This window comes from Paenibacillus sp. GCM10027629 (assembly GCF_042676425.1).
In the GTDB taxonomy this organism is placed as follows: domain Bacteria; phylum Bacillota; class Bacilli; order Paenibacillales; family Paenibacillaceae; genus Paenibacillus_K; species Paenibacillus_K terrigena.
Window position 1 is genome coordinate 1,927,232 of the sequence record NZ_JBHTGZ010000009.1, and the last position, 17,514, is coordinate 1,944,745.

At 45.0% G+C, this 17,514-nt stretch carries 12 protein-coding genes; all 12 read right to left on the bottom strand.

Annotation, left to right across the window (positions count from 1 at the left end; genetic code table 11):
* Positions 1–220: 220 nt before the first annotated feature.
* Positions 221–2,203, bottom strand: coding sequence for a methionine--tRNA ligase (gene metG, locus ACFQZR_RS18535; protein ID WP_379348437.1), 1,983 nt, complete (start codon positions 2,201–2,203; stop codon positions 221–223).
* Positions 2,204–2,573: 370 nt separating this feature from the next.
* Positions 2,574–2,813 carry a membrane protein insertion efficiency factor YidD gene (gene yidD / locus ACFQZR_RS18540; protein ID WP_379348439.1) on the bottom strand — a complete coding sequence of 80 codons (240 nt, stop codon included), beginning with the start codon at positions 2,811–2,813 and terminating at the stop codon, positions 2,574–2,576.
* A gap of 5 nt (positions 2,814–2,818) precedes the next feature.
* Complete coding sequence (locus ACFQZR_RS18545) at positions 2,819–3,286, bottom strand: Fur family transcriptional regulator (RefSeq protein ID WP_379348441.1); 468 nt, start codon at positions 3,284–3,286, stop codon at positions 2,819–2,821.
* Positions 3,287–3,450: 164 nt separating this feature from the next.
* Positions 3,451–5,643, bottom strand: coding sequence for a stalk domain-containing protein (locus tag ACFQZR_RS18550; RefSeq protein ID WP_379348444.1), 2,193 nt, complete (start codon positions 5,641–5,643; stop codon positions 3,451–3,453).
* A gap of 164 nt (positions 5,644–5,807) precedes the next feature.
* On the bottom strand, positions 5,808–7,433 hold the full coding sequence (locus ACFQZR_RS18555) for a glycoside hydrolase family 3 protein (protein ID WP_379348446.1): 1,626 nt from the start codon (positions 7,431–7,433) through the stop codon (positions 5,808–5,810).
* Complete coding sequence (locus ACFQZR_RS18560; protein ID WP_379348449.1) at positions 7,433–9,028, bottom strand: response regulator; 1,596 nt, start codon at positions 9,026–9,028, stop codon at positions 7,433–7,435. Before ACFQZR_RS18560 ends, ACFQZR_RS18555 begins: the two co-directional genes overlap by 1 nt.
* Entirely contained in the window at positions 9,003–10,841 is a 1,839-nt protein-coding gene (locus ACFQZR_RS18565) for a cache domain-containing sensor histidine kinase (protein ID WP_379348451.1), read from the bottom strand. The genes ACFQZR_RS18560 and ACFQZR_RS18565 overlap by 26 nt, the downstream gene beginning before the upstream one ends.
* Positions 10,842–10,862: 21 nt before the next feature.
* Positions 10,863–11,690 (bottom strand): carbohydrate ABC transporter permease, encoded by an 828-nt coding sequence (locus ACFQZR_RS18570; protein WP_379348910.1) that lies wholly within the window; start codon positions 11,688–11,690, stop codon positions 10,863–10,865.
* A 2-nt stretch (positions 11,691–11,692) separates the two neighbouring features.
* A complete protein-coding gene (locus ACFQZR_RS18575) occupies positions 11,693–12,577 on the bottom strand; it encodes a carbohydrate ABC transporter permease (protein WP_379348453.1) in 885 nt (294 codons plus the stop codon).
* Positions 12,578–12,686: 109 nt separating this feature from the next.
* Positions 12,687–14,078, bottom strand: coding sequence for an extracellular solute-binding protein (locus tag ACFQZR_RS18580; protein ID WP_379348455.1), 1,392 nt, complete (start codon positions 14,076–14,078; stop codon positions 12,687–12,689).
* Between the two features lie 194 nt (positions 14,079–14,272).
* Positions 14,273–15,019, bottom strand: a complete 747-nt coding sequence (pflA, locus tag ACFQZR_RS18585; RefSeq protein ID WP_379348912.1) for a pyruvate formate-lyase-activating protein — start codon at positions 15,017–15,019, stop codon at positions 14,273–14,275.
* Positions 15,020–15,077: 58 nt separating this feature from the next.
* Positions 15,078–17,342 (bottom strand): formate C-acetyltransferase, encoded by a 2,265-nt coding sequence (gene pflB, locus ACFQZR_RS18590; protein ID WP_379348457.1) that lies wholly within the window; start codon positions 17,340–17,342, stop codon positions 15,078–15,080.
* Positions 17,343–17,514 lie beyond the last annotated feature (172 nt).

Below are 17,514 nucleotides of genomic sequence, written 5' to 3' on the forward strand. Positions count from 1 at the left end.
TACTCTTAATCGTAAACATTACTGTTAGGATTATAAGGAGTTTCATGAAACCTGTCAACACCTAAATAACACCACAAAGTAGTGCATTGGCCCCGAAGCGATTCAGGTACTTTTAATCTCACCACTATGAATCCCCTTCATACCTCTGCCTTCCGTGCAAAAAAGACCGATAAGACGCCACTTCCATGGCTTCTATCGGCCTTTCCTGATATGATCTTACTTATTTCACAATGGCACCATTCGGCATGGAATCTGGTACCGTCGCAAGTGTTAATTGATCTCCAGCAGATGCCGCAAGGATCATCCCCTGCGATAACTCACCACGCAGCTTCACAGGCTTCAGATTCGTGACGCAAATAACCTTACGTCCGATCAATTGTTCAGGCGTATAGAACTTCGCGATACCCGATACGACTTGACGCTGTTCATAACCAAGATCCAATTGGAGCTTGAGTAATTTATCCGCTTTCTTCACAGGCTCCGCCGCTAATACTTGAGCAACACGCAGATCAACTTTCATGAAATCGTCAATCGCAATCTCTTCGACATCAGCCGGAGCTTCAATGACTGCAACTTCCGTTGCTTGCTCTGACGCCGCTTCCACCACTGGTGTCACGCTGCCTGTCATCGATTGTGCGATGTAAGCCACTTCAATTTCTGCATCCAAGCGCGGGAAGATCGGATCGCCTTTCACGAGCTTCGTTCCAGCAGGAATCAAACCGAACGTATGGGTGCTATCCCATGCGGTTAATTCGCCTGCTTCCAAGCCGAGCTGTGCCCAGATCTTCACTGGCGTCTGCGTTAAGAATGGCTGTAATAACACGGAACTGATCCGCAGTGCTTCAACCAGATGCACCATGACGGATGCGAGCTCCGCATTTTTCGCTTCATCTTTCGCAAGTGCCCACGGCTGCGTCTCATCAATATACTTGTTCGTACGGCTGATGAATCCGCCAATTGCTGTTAGGGCCACGGAGAATTCCATCGTATCTAGTGCTTCTTCGGCCTTTTGCACCGTTTGAAGTGCTGTTTCGCGTAACGTCGCATCGAAGGCTGTAACATCACCAGCATACGCCGGAACTTCGCCGCCAAAATACTTGTCAACCATCGCAACTGTGCGGTTCAACAGGTTCCCAAGGTCATTTGCAAGATCCGAGTTTACACGTTCAACGAAGCCTTCCGGTGTAAACGAGCCATCCGAACCAAATGGAACTTCACGCAATAAGTAGTAACGAAGTGAATCGAGGCCATAACGGTCGATTAACGTTACTGGATCGACAACATTCCCTTTGGATTTGGACATTTTGCCGTCTTTCATGAGCAACCAGCCATGCGCGAATACTTTCTTCGGCAGCGGAAGATCCAATGCCATTAGCATGATTGGCCAATAAATCGTATGGAAGCGTACAATTTCTTTACCAACAAGGTGTACATCCGCCGGCCAGTAACGGTTAAAGAGCTCATCATTGTCTGATCCGTACCCGAGTGCTGTAATATAGTTCGACAGCGCGTCGATCCATACATAGACGACATGCTTCGGATCGCCTTTCACTTTCACGCCCCAGTCGAAGGTTGTACGGGACACAGCAAGATCTTCAAGACCGGGCTTGATGAAGTTGTTGATCATCTCATTTTTGCGAGATTCCGGTTGAATGAAGTCTGGGTTCGCTTCATAATACGCGAGCAGACGATCCGCGTATTTGCTCATCCGGAAGAAGTAGCTCTCTTCCTTCACCAGCTCAACTGGGCGTCCGCAATCCGGGCAGTTGCCATTCACAAGCTGACGTTCAAGGAAGAACGACTCACAAGGCGTACAGTACCAGCCTTCATATTCTCCTTTGTAAATATCGCCTTGCTGCAGCAATCGATCGAAAATAACCTCTACAATTCGTTTATGACGGTCTTCTGTCGTACGAATGAAGTCGTCATTTGAAATGTCTAGCTTCTTCCATAGCTCTTGAATGCCCGATACGATATCATCTACGAACTGCTGAGGCGTCTTCCCTGCTTCTTGTGCTTTACGTTCGATTTTCTGACCATGCTCGTCCGTCCCTGTCAAATAGCGTACATCAAAGCCACGTAGACGCTTGTACCGAGCCATTGCATCCCCTGCAACTGTTGTGTACGCATGGCCGATATGCAGCTTGTCGCTTGGGTAATAAATCGGGGTTGTAATATAGAATGTGTTCGCTTGTTTACTCATTGAGAAAGACATCTCCTTTAATGTGATGAAAATACAAAAAAACTCTCGCCCGCAATGGGACGAGAGTTTACTCACGTGGTACCACCCAATTTCCCTCTCTATTTCGCAATAGAAAGGCTCAACCAGTCCGTGTCGGACTGTCCATTAACGCTGGGCACGCTGCAACCTTACAAAGTTCTACCGCATCTTCATCATTCGAATGCTTGCGCATAAACTTTGCTCGAGAGCAAATCCTCCAGGACCATTTTCCATATCCTCACCTATACCGGTTCTCAGCTTCCCCGGCTCTCTGATCTAGGCTACTTGTATGTACTTATCCCTTCCTCGGATAACATATATAACATGAATATAACGAGTCCGGCTCCCAATGTCAAGACAGTGGATTCCTAGATGACTTCGGTGGAGGAACCGGATCATAACCGCCTGGGTGAAAGGGATGGCATTTGCCAATCCGTTTGATCGCGAGCCAGGACCCTTTGGCTGGACCATGTACATCTATGGCCTCTAGCGCATAAGCAGAACATGTCGGATAGAAGCGACAAGTTGGCGGCTTCAGTGGTGAAATCACTTTACGATAGAAATGAATTGGAGCCTTCAGCACCCATTTCATATCCCCTACTCCGTACGTGCAGCAGACAGGCTGGATTGATTACCTGAATCTCCAGCTTCAACCGCAAGACAATCTTTGCAATAACCGAAGACTTCGAACTTATGCTTCACAACCTGAAACTGATCGGGTACGTCCGTCAATTGCATCGGGCAGAACGTGATCGGATACGTCTTCTCACATGTAAGACAGATCAAGTGATGATGGTGATGATTCTCTGCACAGCGCGCTTTGAATTTCACACCTTCTTCGAACACAATCTGCTCTAATGCGCCAAGCTCCTGCATCACGCGTAAATTTCGATATACGGTATCGAAGCTTAATCCCGAGTAATGCTTACACATATATTCATACACGTCTTTTGGTGTTAAGTAGCCCTCGGACTCTGCGAACAATTTCGCCAACGTTCGGCGCTGATCGGTGATTCGCAGACCTTGTTTGGACATGATCTGCACAATTTCTTCTGTCTTGAGCAACCTCCATCCCCCCATCTGTTCACTACGTGTCCATTTGTACATCTATCCTCTAATAATGCAACATTATCGAACACCCGTCAATCGAACCCCATTGGGCTCTGAATTCCGTACATAAAAAAACCGTGAAGCCCTTCAAACGAAGGACCTCACGGTCGTGGGTAAACTTAGGATTGTGGTTGCTGTGCCAATGGGAGGAACAGCATGCTTACAGGCAAGTTACTACCGGATACAGGTGTGAAGAGAATCGTTACCGACTCCTCTGCGCTTCCTGTACGATAGACCACACTCGCATCATTGCTGTTCACGAGCGTTCCATTGCTAGGTGCTTCTGTCATTTGTCCATTAACGACGAAAATTCCTTTGTAGATGCCGCCACGTGGGTTGAATGCGATCAACGTGTTCGGTGCAACATGGTTGAGTCGGATCGTGTACATCACACCGTAGTTCCCCATATTGATGCTCGGCATGCCGTTCGTATTATCAATACCGTTCAGATACAAATCATCATTGTTATCTGCTAACGAAATACGGGATGGCTTATCACCAACGACTTGATTGAGCTCGATCAGACGATTCGCATTCTCATAAGTACCACGGATATGAATATTATCGCGATTTAGCAACGTTAAGCTTGGCAAAGTCTTCAAAATGTCTTTGTTGCTTGCTACGGCTGCAACTTGATAAGTCACTTCCGAATCCGAGCTCACATCTCCCATTAAGCTGACGACATGACCTGGCTTCATCGCTTGCGCGCTAAGCTCAGAGAAGATTACCTTCGTCTCACCTGGCTGCAACGTTGTTGTCTGACCAAGTGATCCACTATTAAGGGATTTGAAATAACGCTCTACAGAGGATTTACCTGTAAGGGATTCGTATTCATTTGGACCTGCAAATCCAACATCTTTGACGGTCACATTCGTTGGCATCGTGCCTGGGTTCGTAACAACGACATATACTTTCAAATTCTGATTTGAAATATTCTTATGATGAACGAGGAATCTCGCTTCACCTTGAATCGTGTCGCGGAAGACAATCCCTTCTGTAGACAGACTCTCTGGACTGTTACTGCGAAGTAATGTCTGCTGCGAATCCGTCGAAGAGAATGGCGCTTTGGCAAGATCCAAAATATTATTCTTCTGTAATGTAAACTTCTCACCTACCGGTGTATATAACTTGAAGAAGTCATCATGCAAATACAGCGTTTCATTGGTGATGGTAATGGTCTTCTGGTATTCACCAACTTGACCCAGACGGTCCGTTACGCGTAATGTAATTGTCTTCTCGCCTGGTTCGAAGAAACCGATGGATTTGTTCAACCATTCGGTTTTGGTAATCTGTCCTTCATCATCTGTACTCTCATCGGTAAATGTAATCAATTCACCCATTTTGTACGTGTCTTTGTCCGTTGTGAACATCGCCACTGGCGGTAAGTTCTTCGGCTTGACTTCGATGGTTACGGAATATGGCTCACTCCATACGCCATTTGCATTCATTACCCAATGGGTAATCGTGTGCGTCCCTGGCTCCATGAAGATGTTCTCATTGCCTTCCCAGCGATGCTGTACAATCTCGAGGCCACGCGGGTCCGAAGATTGATCCTTGTATGTCACAGACGTCTGCTCTGCGAAAATTTCAGCAGGTGAGACTGTGAAATTCGCTGTTGGCGCGGAGTAGAGGTTCAACGTAATTTTCTTCGCCACATTATCTACGCTATAAGGGATATTTAATGCCTTTGTAATCGAAGTCAGTGGAACCATGAATACATTTTTTTGTTGATAAGCGTTACCGCTTGCTTTGTACGATTTGCCATTCACGGTGTACGCCGCACTATTCGTCTTGAAGCGAATTTCTTGCTGGCCGTTCTTCAGGATTGTCTCTTTCGTTACCGCGTCATACTTAACGATAAACCCAGCTTGCTCTGCGATCGAGCGAAGTGCGATATAGGAGATTCCTTTCGTCACCGTTAAAGGTTGAAGCGCCAACACTTCTTGGCCATTACGATACATTTTGTTGCTGTTCATCATCAGTACAAGCTTATCGTCCGTTGTCACCGATTGAACATCTGGATCAGGCGTTACTTCGCCCGTTGGGTTGGTAGGACTAGTTGGATTTGTAGGATTCGTAGGGTTTGTAGGATCTACAGTACCACCCGGCTGCTGATTGTTTTCTGTTTCCGTTTCCGGTGTTACAGCCGATCCATCATTTGTCGAATTTTGATCCCCTTGCTGCGAATTTTGCTGCGTTTTATCGCCTTGTGTCGTACCTGGCGTCGTGCTTCCATCGGCAAATGCCGGCAAAGCAATGCATAATTGAGCGATAATGAATGTCGAGATGAGTGCTGTTTTAAATACTTTCATAAAGAACTCCTTCTACACGTGTCTACATTTTTGTGAAGCGCCGTCGGCTTCTTTCCAAGTATATAGACGTTGAAAATTCAAGAAAGTTTCTTGATTATTAAAATATTATGAAAAGACCGACATCCGTTGTCCCATGGATATCGGTCTTTAGCCTCTATTATTGCCTAGTTAACTGCCATTCCAAACGAGTAATCAGGTGAAAGCGTCACAGGAAGTTTGCCTTGTGCAGCAATGTTACCCGTCAACACTTTGGCTAATGCTGCCATCGTCATGGGTCTATTCTCATAACAGCATACATAGCGCTTCACTTCAGGGAACTGATTCAAATCGTATGGGTTTCTAGTCGATGCGACGGTCAAGTTCACATTCGGTCTTGCAGCTATTTGTCGAACGATGGAGACTTGCCCTTCATGCAGTTCAGATACCGCGTTATATGTAACAACGACGATTTGTTCATAATCTGCAGCTAGTGCAAGCGCCGAAGCAACCTCCTCGGACGTTGGATGTGTACTCACACGAATTTCCTTCACATCCACCCCCAGCTCAGCCAATGCAGGCCCTAAGGTGTATGCTTGCTCAATCGGTTCGTCCACTTCGGTATGATGTCTCACTTCCGGCCAGATCACAAGCGTTGGTGCAGAACGATCAAATGTTGGTTGTTCTTCATCCTTCACAATCGTAATACACTTCTCCGTAAGCTGACGGATCACTTCCTTGCTCTCAGGCGTTCCGAACTGCGCAGCAACCCCACCCGTTAATGGATGAATATCTGACATACGACGTTTTTCTTTGAGGAATAGAATACGTTCTACAGAAACATTAATTTGCTCTTCGGATAGACGGCCCGATTGCACCGCTTGCATCAAGGCTTCAATAGCAGCGACTTGCTCCTTCAACGTATGGCTGACAAGAACAATATCTGCACCGCCTTCGATGGCCATGACTGCGCCTTCCGCAACGCCGAACTCTTTGGATATCGCATGCATTTCAAGACAATCTGTCACGATAACGCCGTCATATTGGAGCTCGACACGAAGTAAGTCATGAAGCACTTTGCGCGATAAAGTCGCAGGAATCTGTCCAGGCTCGAATGCTGGGAACATGACATGTGCGGTCATAATCATATCCACACCAGCTTGAATCGCACGAATGAACGGCGCAAGCTCAAGCTGCATGAGACGTTCACGATCATGCGGTACGGAAGCCAATCCATAATGTGAATCGACAGCGGTATCACCATGTCCCGGGAAATGTTTGGCTGTTGCCACAACATCCGAAGATTGATAGCCTTCAATGGTCGCAATGCCTAACTCGCTCACAAGCTCAGCACTTTCTCCATAGGAGCGAACGCCAATGACGGGATTCTTCGGATTATTGTTAATATCGAGACTTGGGGCAAAATTCACATTAATCCCCATAAGGCGAAGTTCTTTCGCACAGATCACAGCCGCTTCATATGCGAGCTGCGCATCGCGCGCAGCGCCGATCGACATATTGCCTGGAACAAGGGTGACTTCATCGGTATCAATCCGCGCTACCATGCCACCTTCTTGGTCGATACTGATAAAGAGCGGGATATCAGAATTCTTCTTGTTGAACTGTTGCAACGCATAAGAAAGGTCTGCCATTTGCTGAACGTTCGCATAATTGCGGCGGAAATAGATGACGCCACCAATATGATGTTTCTCAATTAACTGTTCAATATGCGCATCCGATGTGTAAGCATTGAATCCGCATATCACCATTTGACCGATTTTTTCTGCTAATGATAAATTCGCTATTTTGCTCATTATTCTTCCGCCTTTCTCTCCCGATAATCTGAAGGGGTCATACCTGTGTACTTCTGGAATACTTTCGTGAAATATCGGCGTTCCATGTAACCAACAAGCGATCCAATCTGCGTGATGCTCTTATCGCTGATGACTAATAACGATTTAGCGAGTTCCATCCGCTGCTTCGTTAAATATTCGACGAAGGTCTCTCCGAAGTAATTTTTGAATAATAGACTAAAATAACTGCAGCTAATGCCCAGATGATCTGCAATCTCATCAATTCCGATATCGGAACCTAGATTGCGTTGAATATAGTCCTTGGCCGAGATCATCAACAGTTCACTCGACTTCTTACTTGACGTTACATCAAGCGCACGGTTTATGAGCTCTGTAATGACAACGAGCAGCTCCTTCAGGCTTACTTTATACCTGAACTTCGCCCATACTTCTTCCTCTTCTGCAGCAGATAAGACGTCCATCTCTCGCATCTCCCGCAATAAATGAATGACGATGTAGTAGAAGAACTTCTCTGCCTGCGCAAGCGAATTATCTGCCGATACGATCAGACTGGTCTTCAGTTCGTGCAAGGACTTCTCAATTTTACCTCGATCACCATGCCGTAAGCCAGAGACGATCTCTTCAATCAATTCCCACTGAGATCCCGTAGGCTCTGACTGACTCGGAACACTATCACCCACAGAGATAATCTGTTCTTGATCTGGATTGGTGAGCAGATATCGCTGAATATTCTTATAGGATAGAGCAAGCTCACGAATTAAGATAGGACCTCTATCATAACCGACACTCACGGTCATTTTGACGTTTTCTTTTACAGCCTTCTGCAGACAGGCTACCCACTTCTGAATCTCTTCCTTACTCACATGGAATGAATCATGGTAGAACTGAATGATGAGACACCACTCCCCTTCCCGGGTCTGTAATGCCGCATATTTCAAGTGGAATTCTTTGAGCGCATCCTGAAGCACATTACTCACGGCGAAGTTCCACAATTTCCGTTCATTATCATTCCAAGTCACCGATTTCACCGAATAATGATCTAAATCGACGATCATCACAACATACTCTAAATCCTCAATCCGCTGATCTTCATGGGAAATGAAATAATTCGCATCCCCGTTCGAATACCCCATGAGCACGTCGAACATCATTTTCTCATAGGCCAAATCGATCATTTTGCCCCAGCGGCGCTCCGCCATCTGCTTCTCCATGCGAGCTGTTCGGATCATGCCGGCGATCCGTCTGACCACATCTTCCAAATTCTCATAATTGATTGGCTTCGAGATATAATCGCGCACCCCGTGCTGCAAGGCAACACGAGCATACTCAAACTCCTCATAGCCCGTGAGCATCAACACTTCACATTCCGTATCGATCTTCCGTAGCTCGCGCAAGAAGTTCAGTCCATCCATAACAGGCATCCGAATATCGCACAGGATCAGATCAGGCTGCTCTTGCTTCACAACCTCAAGCGCTTCAACACCGTTGCGTGCCAAAGCCACGATCTCGATATCCATCTCATACCATGGAAGTACCATCTTCAAGTTGTTCAAAATGTGGATTTCATCATCAACGAGCATCGCTTTTAGCTTCATACACTTCACCTGGCCCATACTTCGGAATTCTGACTTGAATGGTCGTTCCTTGATTTTTTTCTGAACAGATATAGACACCATATCGATATCCGTATTGAATTCGAATACGATCCGCCACACTCCGCAGCCCGAGGCCGCGGCGTTCATTCATCACGATATCTTGGCCTTCAGGGGTGAGCGTATCATCATTTTTCATGTACTGGAATTTACGTAATTGCCGATTCGATATCCCAATCCCGTTATCTTGAATTGTGATCACAATATCGTCTCCCTCGACGTACCCTGTCACCTGTAAGAATCCTTGATGTGTGATCCCTTCAAACCCATGTTGAATGGAATTTTCGACGAGTGGCTGCAGCGTTAACTTGAGAATCATCGAGTTCAAGACTTCATTAGGCATCTGAATATCGAAATTGAACAATTCATCGAATCGGAACTTCTGAATCTCTAGATAACTGCGCAGATGCTCGATTTCCTGGGAAATCATAATCTCTTCTTTGTCCTGAATGCTTATCCGCAAAATATTGCCAAGACGATAGACCATCTGGCTCACCTTGCGTCCTTCATTCTGTATCGCCAGCACGTTAATCGATTCGAGGGTATTGAATAGGAAGTGTGGCTTGATCTGCGCTTGCAGCACTCGGAGCTCCGCTTGTGCTTTATGCTTCTGCTCTGTCTTCACTTCTTCTAACAGGTTATTCACCTGGCTGATGAGGCTGTTGAATCCTTTCGATAGTAAAAACAATTCATCATTGCCCTCTTCATCTACACGAGCAGACAAATCTCCATTCTCCACCCGGCGCATGAACCGCACAATACGAATGATCGATTTCGTAATGCGATTCATAAATAACCAGAAGAAGAGGAATGCGGCAAGTAAACTAATGAAAAGAATCCCAACAACCCATTTCAGGAAGATTCCCATATCTTGCGAGAGCGAGTTCCAAGATGTCGTGGATACGAGGTACCACTGCTTATCCTTCAACTTATTCACAGAGACAACGCTCTCATGGTGATTAAAATCATCACGATAGCTTTGGTAGCTGGAATTGAAATTCATCGGCTTACCGAGAAACGGGTTAATATTTTGGCCATTGTATTGTTCTTGTGTGTCATAGAGAATTAACCCGTCTTCATTCACGAGGAAAAAGCGGGTGTCTTCTAAATTTTTACTATAGCGGAAGTCATTAAAAATGCGCTCAATCTCCCAGTTCTTAATCTGAGTAATCAGCACACCGATATTATTCATCGTCGTTAATTCTTTGACCATCCGAATTTGCGTGAACACAGGATCCGTACCTGTAATCTCTTTGTATTCATACGGACCGACCCATTTGGGCGCTCCGTTCAGTTCGACAACCTCTTGATACAACGGTTCACGCTTGAATCTAGCAAAAGGCAACGCTGTGAAGTTCTCTTTCGTAAAGATCGAAGCGATCGTCGCATCCTTGAGATTATAAGCAAAGGCAAAGCTAATCGTCGGATGGCTGAAGAGATTGACGCGGAAGTTTCGTTGATTCTCATTCAGCTTCAGCTGCTTGGCATCCGATAGATCAAGTTCACGGGAATTGACCGCACCGATGGCGGTCTGAACCACATTCCCTGCGATCCCATTCTCCGTGACCTTATCCATTTCACTGAAGACGAACTGAATGTTCTGGCTAATCGCCTTGAGTGAGAATTCTGCTTGTTGACTATACTTCTTCTCTATCAAATCGAAAGTGACAAAGTAAGTGATAACCCCTACGAGAACGAGAGGGATAATGATGAGTGTAATAAAAGCCGTAAATAATTTAAGTCTTAAATTCATCATCCTAATCCCACTCTCCTCCGGTTACCCCTTCACACTACCAGCCGTAACCCCTTCGATAATCTTCTTTTGTAGTACAGCATAGATGACCATAACCGGCACGACACTATAGACGATACCCGCCGACATCTGCGCATAGTTCGATTGATACGCATCTCGGAATTGAACCATACCGGTCGGAAGCGTTCTAAGCTCATCATTCGAGATGAAATAGTTCGACAGTAAGAACTCGTTCCAGTTCCCTAGGAAGTTCACGATAAACACCGTTACAATCGCAGGAATCGTGAGTGGCAACACCATTTTAGCAAAGATACCGCCGACGCTCAACCCATCTACGACAGCCGCTTCTTCAATCTCCGAAGGGATTGCCTTCATAAATTGCGCCATAATGATAACGGTAAATGGAATCGCATTCGCAACATAAGGAATAATGAGGGCCAAATGTGTATTGAGGACATTCATTTTCTGCATCAATAAGTAGATCGGCAGCATCAACGATGTATTCGGAATTAGCATACCAAGTAGGATCAACTGGAATAGTAGCAAGCTAATTTTACCGAAGCGCATCCGTGTCACCGCAAAGGACATCATCGCTCCAATAAGTATCGTAGTACAGGAAGATAGAACTGCAATGTACAAGCTGTTAAGGAAATAAACGTTGATCTTCGCATTCACCCATGCCGTTACATAGTTATCCCAAACGAAATGTTCAGGCAGACCGAATGGACTTAACGCGATCTCTGAGTTATTGAGTTTGAAGGATGAAAAGACAACGAAAAGAAACGGGAACAAAATGATGAGCAAATAGCCCATTAGGACGATGTGGTTAATACTCTTCTTCAATACTCTCATCATTAGTATTCAATCCTTTCGCTCCGTCTCGCAATCAAGACTTGATACAAGACCGTCAGAATCATTGTAAATACGAAAATGATGACCGAAATCGCATTACCGTATCCATATTTGAAGTTCGTGATTGCATATTTGATCATATATGTCGCCATAACGTCCGTCGATCCTGCTGGACCGCCTTTTGTCATAACGATAATAATATCCGCTGCTTTCATTGCACCTGCGATCGAGAGCATAATAACAACCGATACAACGGGCATAATCAGCGGCATTGTTATTTTCATCGCTCGTTGGTACCCTGTCGCTCCATCAATTTCCGCCGCTTCATCAAGATCTTTAGGAATCGAGAGGATTGCAGCAAGCACCATAATAATGTAGAAACCTGTCCACTGCCAACCGTTCGTAATTAGAATCGAGAGCATGGCAAACTTAGGATCACCTAACCAGTCAACAGCTTCAGCACCGAAGAATCCAAGAATATTATTGAATAGTCCTACATCATAGTTATAAATAAATCCCCATAGAATACCGATAACTGCCGTCGACATGACTGTCGGCATGAATACAGCCGTCTTGTACAAAGATTTAAATCGCTTAACATTCGCAATCATCAAGGAGCAAATCACGATAATCGGAACCTGGATGAAACAAGAGAAAAGAATAAAGTATCCATTGTTTTTAACCGCATTCCAGAACGTGTCATCTGTTAATGCTTTGGTATAATTCTTGAATCCCCAGAATTTCAAATGATCCGAAACACCGTTCCAGTTCGTCAAGCTGTAGTACACGGCATTAATCAGCGGGTAGATAAAAAATAGTACAAATAATACTAGGGCCGGAATAACAAAGAGCGCGTATATATAAGGGTTTCTCATCGCTTTGTTCATAACAGTATCCGCTCCATCCTCCAAAAGATTGTGTTTCTTGTGTAATGATAAAAGGGCGCCACCTGATTTAAGTAGCGGGTGGCGCCCCTTTCATTATCACATTCTAGAATTATTCAGCCGAAGCGTTTGCTTCTTCTTGAACTTTTTGAATGCTTTCTGCTGCTTTCTCAGGTGTTGTTTGGTTTCCAATCAACTTTTGAATTTGAACGCCGATTTCGGTTGTTACATCTGCAGGTACGATTGCATCAAATGCTGCATAGGAAATGTTAACATGTGTCAATACACCAGCGATTTCTTTCATTAATGGATCTTTAACGGATGCATCAACTTTTGCTTGATCTACTTTCATCGAAGGCAATACGCCGTCTTCAACCAAGCCGCGGATTTGCATATCTTCGTTGTACAAGTTTTTGATGAACGCTTTAACAGCTGCTAATTTTTGCGGATCTTTCGCAACTTCCGCGGAGAAGCCATATCCATTGTTCACGTCTTGCATCAAGGAAGTTTGATCGCCCTTACCGTTCGTTAAGGCAGGAAGGTTGAAGAATCCAACTTTACCAATCATCTTCGCACCATCTTGACCTTCTTTGAACAAGGAAGATGCCCATGTACCGTCGAACATCATGACTGCATCACCATTGAAGAATTGTGTGCGCATATCAGCGTACTCAAGACCAAGTTCGCCTTTTTTGAAGTAGCCTTTGTCTACCCAATCTTTATGTGTTTTGAACGCTGTAACAACGTCCGCATCTGTCCATTTCGCATCGCCAGTATTGAATTTCTCCGTTACATCCGAACCTGCTGTACGGGACCATAGGTTGTTCGTGATCATTAATGGTACCCATGCTGCTTTGGATCCAGCTGCTAGAGGAATTTTACCGTCTTTTTTAATCGTCTCGAGCAAGGTTTGGAACTCATCGAATGTCGTAGGTACTTTTAAGCCTTTTTGCTCGAAGTATTCTTTGTTGTAAAATACCGCTTCAGCGGATGCACCGATTGGCAAGCCGTATACTTTGCCATCAACTGTCCAAGGGCCTAAGTTCGTGAATTTATCTTTAATGCCAAGCTCATCAAGGATTGGCGTGATATCAAGCATTTTTCCTGCTTTCGCATATGTTTTTGCATCTGGGCTACCGAATGCATCGAAGATATCAGGTACGCTGCCGGATGCCATCTCGCCTCTAAGCTTTTCTTTACGGTTAACGTCAGAGTCAACACCATCTAATTTAAAGGTTAGGCCTTGCACTTCGCCTTGTGTCTTCTCTACAACTTCTTGAAGCATTTTAAAGCGAGTTTTCTTTTGCTCCCCGACTTGTGTATGACGGATTGTCATTTCGAACGGTTTCGCCTGCTCAGGTTCTTTAGTCGTTTCTGTCGTCGTCGTTGCATTGTTGTTATCTGTTGTCGTCGCTGGCTTTTCTTCCGTTTTGGATCCACAGCCTGCTAGCGCGATCGAAGCAACGAACACGAATGTCAGTAACATCAATAGACTTTTCTTCATTTAGAAGACCCTCCCAAAAACTTTTATTTGTTTGCTACACCTTTATTATAGGTCTTACTGCTTATTATGTAAGGACGTCATTTCGATGATCGAGGGATAAAATCATCTACAGTCCAAAATCCATTAGATAAAATGACAACAAAAAGAACTGTCAATTTCTAGGATTAGAAATCAACAGTTCTTTATTCAAAACTTTATATTTGGACCGTTTTACCTTCTTGTATTCCTTGCTCGATCAAACGGTACGCCCGCTTAACTTCATCTTCTGTCGGAGAAGGTACACCTTGTAGCGGGTATTCCCGTCCAAGCTGTTCCCACTTATAAATCCCCATCTGATGATATGGCAGGATCTCAAATTTCTCGACATTCTTAAGCGTGCCGATGAATCGACCCAGGTTCAACAAGTCATTCTCATCATCATGGATGCCAGGCACATACACATGTCTGATCCAGACTTTCTTCCCATGATCGGATAACCAACGCGCCGTCTTGAGCGTATGCTCAACGGATTGCGAAGTCAGCTTCAGATGCTTCTCGGGGTCAATGTGCTTGATGTCGAGTAACACGAGATCGGTTACTTCCATCAAATGCTCCATACGTTCCGATTCGGGATCGTTGAATCCATTCGAGTCCAGTGTCGTATGCAGATCCCACCGCTTCTTCACTTCTCGGAACAAGGCCGCAACGAAGTCCGCTTGCAATGTTGGTTCTCCTCCGGAGACGGTTAGTCCGCCCCCAGAGTTTTTGTAGTACGGGATATATGGCTCAATTTCTTTGATGATATCTTCAATCGTAACATGCTTGCCTTCGGATGTATCCCATGTATCGGGATTATGGCAATACTGACATTTCATCGCACAGCCCTGCATGAATAACACGAAACGAATACCTGGTCCATCAACGGTGCCAAAAGTTTCTAGTGAATGAATACGTCCCTCCACTCGCTTCACGCATCCTCTCTGCAATGCACTGTATAGCTATAACAGTTTGCTATTGATATTACATGGATCCATGGAACGTACGGTTAATAACGTCCATTTGTTGTTCTTTCGTCAACTTAATGAAGTTAACCGCGTATCCAGATACACGAATCGTAAGCTGCGGATAGTTCTCTGGATGTTCCATCGCATCAAGCAATTGCTCACGTGCGAATACGTTCACGTTCAAGTGATGCGCTCCGCTGCCGAAATAGCCATCCATCATGGATGTCAGGTTGGTTTTGCGCGACTCTTCGTCCTTACCAAGTGCTTTAGGCACGATCGAGAACGTATTGGAAATTCCATCCAAGCTGTGCTCATACGGTAATTTCGCTACAGAGCTCAAGGAAGCAAGAGCACCTTTCTTATCGCGTCCATGCATTGGGTTCGCACCCGGTGCAAATGGCTCGCCCGCTTTACGACCATCTGGTGTCGTACCTGTTTTCTTACCGTATACAACGTTCGAAGTGATAGTCAGAACGGATTGTGTTGGCAAGGAGTCACGGTATGTTTTGTGTTTACGAATCATACCCATGAATGTCTCAACAAGCTCGATCGCAATGGAGTCAACGCGATCATCATTGTTACCATAGTTCGGGAATTCGCCTTCCACTTCGAAGTCAACGGCAATCCCGTTCTCGTTACGGATTGGGCGAACTTTCGCGTATTTAATCGCACTTAGGGAATCGGCAACAACCGACAATCCTGCGATACCGCAAGCCATCGTGCGAAGAATGTCTTTATCATGAAGTGCCATCTCAATACGCTCATAAGAGTATTTATCATGCATGAAGTGAATGACGTTGAGTGTGTTCACATACAACTTCGCAAGCCATTCCATCACATTGTGATAACGTTTCATGACTTCTTTGTAGTCTAATACTTCAGATGTGATACGCGGGAATTCTGGGGAAACTTGAGCACCAGATTTCTCGTCTACGCCGCCATTGATCGCATATAGTAATGCTTTGGCAAGATTGGCACGCGCGCCGAAGAATTGCATTTGTTTACCAATACGCATTGCAGATACGCAGCATGCGATACCGTAGTCGTCACCGAAGTATGGACGCATCAAATCATCATTTTCGTACTGGATGGAGCTTGTTTCGATCGAAGCTTTTGCACAATATTTTTTGAAGCCTTCTGGCAATTTCGTCGACCATAATACCGTTAAGTTCGGCTCTGGAGCAGGACCTAGGTTGTATAATGTGTGCAAGAAGCGGAAGCTGTTACGAGTAACACGTGTCTCGCCATTCACACCCATACCACCGATGGATTCTGTTACCCATGTTGGGTCACCACTGAACAATTCGTTATAATCTGGTGTACGCAAGAATTTAACGATACGCAATTTCATAACGAAATGGTCAACCAATTCTTGTGCTTGTTCTTCGGTCAACGTACCTTCTTGAAGGTCGCGCTCGACATAAATATCTAGGAAAGATGAACAACGTCCTAAGGACATCGCTGCACCATTTTGTTCTTTAATCGCTGCAAGGTATCCGAAATACAACCATTGGAACGCTTCTTTCGCATTCATAGCTGGCTTCGAGATATCAAATCCGTGCATTTCACCCATTTTCTTCAGCTCGCCTAATGCGCGAATTTGTTCAGAAATTTCTTCACGGTCACGGATAACATCCGAAGTCATGGAATCAAGTTCCAAGTTCTTTAGATCTTGTTGTTTTTGCTTGATCAAAAAATCCACACCATACAAGGCAACTCGGCGATAGTCACCGATAATCCGTCCACGACCGTAAGCATCAGGTAGACCTGTAATGATACCCGCTTTACGTGCTGCTCTCATCTCCGATGTATAGGCATCGAATACACCTTGGTTATGTGTTTTGCGAATTTCTGTGAACATGTGGATGATCTCTTGCGGCAATTCGAAGCCGTATGCTTTACATGCATCAATCATCATTTTAATGCCGCCAAATGGTTGGATCGAACGTTTGAAAGGCTCATCTGTTTGAAGTCCAACGATTTGCTCTTTATCTTTATCTAAATAACCAGGGCCATGGGATACGATCGTTGAAGGATGATTCACATCTACATCCAGCACGCCGCCATTCGCGATTTCTTTTTTCGTAAGTTCGGATACGATCTTCCAAAGGGCCGTTGTATTCTCTGTAGGGCCTGCCAAGAAAGCTTCGTCACCAAGGTAAGGCGTAATGTTCAGACCGATAAAGTTATTTACGTTTACCTCTCTGCTCCATTTACCGTCTTTAAATCCACGCCATCCGTTTTGTTGTTTGTCCATAACTTCTCTTTCGATCACCGACATCGAAATCCCTCCGTTATTTCTATTTTCGCCGCTCATCGGAGCAGCCGACAATACTTTGTAACTTTTTTCACTATCTCGTTACATCCTTATTCTAGCTCATTTATCGCAATAGAGGTGTGACATCCATCACACCTCTACGCATCCAATTTCTACATTAATGAAATCGTAAAAC